At 69.9% G+C, this 3,104-nt stretch carries 4 protein-coding genes; all 4 read left to right on the top strand.

The genetic code is table 11. The features are described from left to right. Positions 1-135: 135 nt before the first annotated feature. Positions 136-618 carry a hypothetical protein gene (locus AWC19_RS02920; RefSeq protein ID WP_085076605.1) on the top strand — a complete coding sequence of 161 codons (483 nt, stop codon included), beginning with the start codon at positions 136-138 and terminating at the stop codon, positions 616-618. Between the two features lie 35 nt (positions 619-653). Then, positions 654-1,586 (top strand): hypothetical protein, encoded by a 933-nt coding sequence (locus AWC19_RS02915; protein WP_245848665.1) that lies wholly within the window; start codon positions 654-656, stop codon positions 1,584-1,586. Beyond that, the gene (locus AWC19_RS02910) at positions 1,583-2,539 is read left to right on the top strand and encodes a vWA domain-containing protein (RefSeq protein ID WP_085076603.1); all 957 of its coding nucleotides are present in this window, start codon (positions 1,583-1,585) and stop codon (positions 2,537-2,539) included. Before AWC19_RS02915 ends, AWC19_RS02910 begins: the two co-directional genes overlap by 4 nt. A gap of 17 nt (positions 2,540-2,556) precedes the next feature. Beyond that, on the top strand, positions 2,557-3,104 hold a 548-nt coding region (locus AWC19_RS02905; protein WP_142280930.1), incomplete at its 3' end, for a hypothetical protein.

Below are 3,104 nucleotides of genomic sequence, written 5' to 3'. Positions count from 1 at the left end.
AACAGCACACCCGCGACCACACAGGTGGGGCCACTTTCGACCGCCCACCCGGGGCCAAATCAGGCTGTCACAGCCAGATTCCCGGCAGCAAGGACATTCGACGTGAACTCGTTCGCCTGACCCAGGTCGCCGCCAGTGCCGGATGATCTGCTGCGCCATGTTTTCGGCCCGCAGCCGTACTCGTCGTGCTGGCTGTGGTGGGCCGTGTTGCTGGGCCTCGCCGTTATTGCGTGGCACGCGGGCGTTTTGGTGTGGACCCTGCCGTCGTACCGGTTGCGGCGCATCCCCGTGGTGCGGCGGGCCCACGCCCGGCTGATCCGCGACCGGTTCGCCCGCCGCGTGCAGGGCATCGCCGACGAGCACCGCGCCGGGCGAACGTCGGCTCCGGAAGCGTGCGCGGCGATCAGCCGGACGGTGCGCAGCTTCCTGCATCAAGCGACCGGCGTGCGAGCCCAGTACCTGCACGCGGGCGCCGTGAAGGACGAGGCCGGCGCGAGCTTGGCGGCGGCGGCGCCGCTGCTGGCCCGGCTCGGTAACGGGCAGTTCAACACCGAGGCGCAAGTCGATGTGGCCGACGTGAGCGCTCGCGCACGGGAATTGATCCGCTCGTGGACCTGAAGTGGTGGCCGGTAGCCGTTGTCGGATTAACCTGTTTGGTCACCGCCGCCGTGCTGGCGGCGTTGCTGCCGACGACCGCTGCCCGCAGGCGGCTGCGCCCGTTGGCCAACGTCGAAAGGCTGACCCGGTTACCGGAATACGTCAAGGTGGCCCGGCTGCGTTCGCTGTCCACGGTCGTCACCTTGGTCGTGCTGACGGTCCTGTTCGGCGCCAGCACCTGGACGGCGGCCCGCCCGTCCGTGGCCGGCAACGATTTCGACGGCGCTCACCCCGAGGACATCATGTTGTGCATCGGGCAGCCCGTCAGCGATGCGGCGACAAAAGCTCTACTCGAGTACTTCGCGCGCAGTGCCACCACGTCGCCTCGGGCCCAGCGCATCGGCCTGACGTCGGTCGACCGCCGAGTGGTGCCGCTGACGCGCGACCATCGGTACGCTGCGGCGAGATTTAGCGAGTACGCCGCCGCCCACGAGGCGCGGGCGGCATGGTTCGCCCCACCGGTGCCCTACACGGACTACGCCGCGAGCGTCTATGACCTTCTGGCGCTTTGCGTCTCCGGGTTTCCCGCTACTGAACAGCACGGCACTCATCGGCGGTCAGTGATCTATCTCGGGCCCTCCGATCTGCGCGCCGCCGGAGAGCGCCGTGCCGCACTGTTCACCGACGGCGGACTGCGAGACATGGCCGGACGGGCTGGAGCCCAAATCAATGTGCTCGACACCGGCCCGTCACCCACGAGCGGTGCGCTCACCGCCCTCACCGCCCAGACCGGCGGCCGGTATTTCGCGGCCACGCCGGCATCGATGACGATGGCGCTCAACGGGATTCGCGCGCACAGCCCGCCCGCGCACCGAGCCGACGGCACGATCGTGACGGCGGAGTTACAAGATGCGCCGGTGGTATCACTGGCGATTGCGTTGGTATCGGCAGCCGTGCTGTCGGTGGCGCTGTTGGTGTTGCGCCGATGACGTTTCAACCCGTGCTGCCCTGGGCTATCCTCGCGGTCGTCGCCGGCGCCCTTGTCCTGGCTCGCCTGGCAGCGCTGCACCTGGTGGTCGTGGTGGCCGGGCATCGACTCGGGCCCCGGCGCCGCGCGGTGCTGCGGTGGGGCGGCGTGACACTGGCCGTGCTGCTGATCATCGTGGCGACCACCCGTCCGTCGTTACACCACGACGAAAACCACCCCACTACGGGTGCGGCGGGCGGAAATCTCAACGTCTTCCTCGTCGTCGATCGGTCGGTCGACTCCGGCGCCGAGGACTACGGTGTTCCGGGCGCCGGCGGACCGAGGATCGCGGGGATGCGCGACGACATCGCGGCCCTGATCAAGCAGTATCCGGCGGCGCGGTATGCGCTCATCGCCTTCGCCGCGCGCGCCTCACTGGATTGGCCGCTGTCCGACGACAATTGGAGCCTGCGTCCGACGATCGCGGCGCTCGAGGCCGACCGGAGCGGTCCGGACGACAGGCTCGACGTCAACGCCGTGGCAGCGGGCAACGTGTTGCGGTACGAGCTGATGCAGGCCGAGCAGCAGTATCCGGGCTCGCGGAACGTGGTGCTGTACTTGGGTTCCGGTGCGCCCGGTTCGCGGGTGCCCCGCGGCGAGTTCACCGTGACACCGGGGTCGGTGGCCGGGGGAGCGGTGCTGGGCTACGGCCGGAGCGAGGCGATCGACGAGGCCGAACTGCGCCGAATCGCAGCGCAACTCGACGTGCCCTACCTACACCGGGATGCCGGCCAGCCGTTCCGGCCGGAGCTGCCGGACACGCGGCGCGCAGACATCGGGGCCGAGGCCGGCGAGTCGAGCGAGCTGTACTGGCTGCCCGCGCTGCTCGCGGCGGGGCTGTTGCTCAGCGAGATCTACCTCTCGCTGCGCGAGTTCCGAAGGGGTCGCATCGCCCTACGGGACTTGGCATCGTGACGCGCGGACCGGCGCGGTTGCGGCTGCGGCGCAAGCTGCTGATCTACTCCGCGCCGCTGACCGCCGTCGCGCTGTTGATTGTCGTCAAGCTGCTTTCCTTTGTGCTGGCCGGGAATTCGGCCGTCTCGGCATTCGCGCGCGGTGACGGGAACGCGGTTGGGGCCGATGCGGCGGTCCTCGGTGTGGCCAACGTGGTGGAACCGGCGAGGGCGCCCTTCGCCGCGGGCGCGGCCGCCGTGCTCGACGGCCGGCTCGGCGATGCCGACACCCACTTTTCGGCTGCGCTTGCCCGTACAGACCCCGCCCGCTCCTGCCCGGTGCGGGTCAATCTCGAGTTGGTTCGTGAAACCCAAGGTGACCAGGCCGCGTCGGCGGGTGACCGAGCGCGCGCCGAGGAACGCTATGCGAGCGCGGAGGCCGTTGTGCGGGCCGCGCCGCGTGGCTGTTTCTTGGGCAATGACGACCCGGACCCGCAACGGCGGACCATCCGCCATGACGCCGAGAATCGGTTGGCGGCCAAGAGGGCTGCCCTCAATGCCCCGCCACCTGAGGTGCTGCCGCCCCC

The organism is Mycobacterium palustre (assembly GCF_002101785.1).
In the GTDB taxonomy this organism is placed as follows: Bacteria; Actinomycetota; Actinomycetes; order Mycobacteriales; family Mycobacteriaceae; genus Mycobacterium; species Mycobacterium palustre.
The sequence above is the reverse complement of the archived record's forward strand: the minus strand, read 5'-3'. Positions and strand labels throughout refer to the sequence as shown.

Excerpts from the sequence above, each read along its gene's own strand:
- AWC19_RS02910 (WP_085076603.1), top strand. The coding sequence starts at position 1,583 with ATGACGTTTCAACCCGTGCTGCCCTGGGCTATCCTCGCGGTCGTCGCC.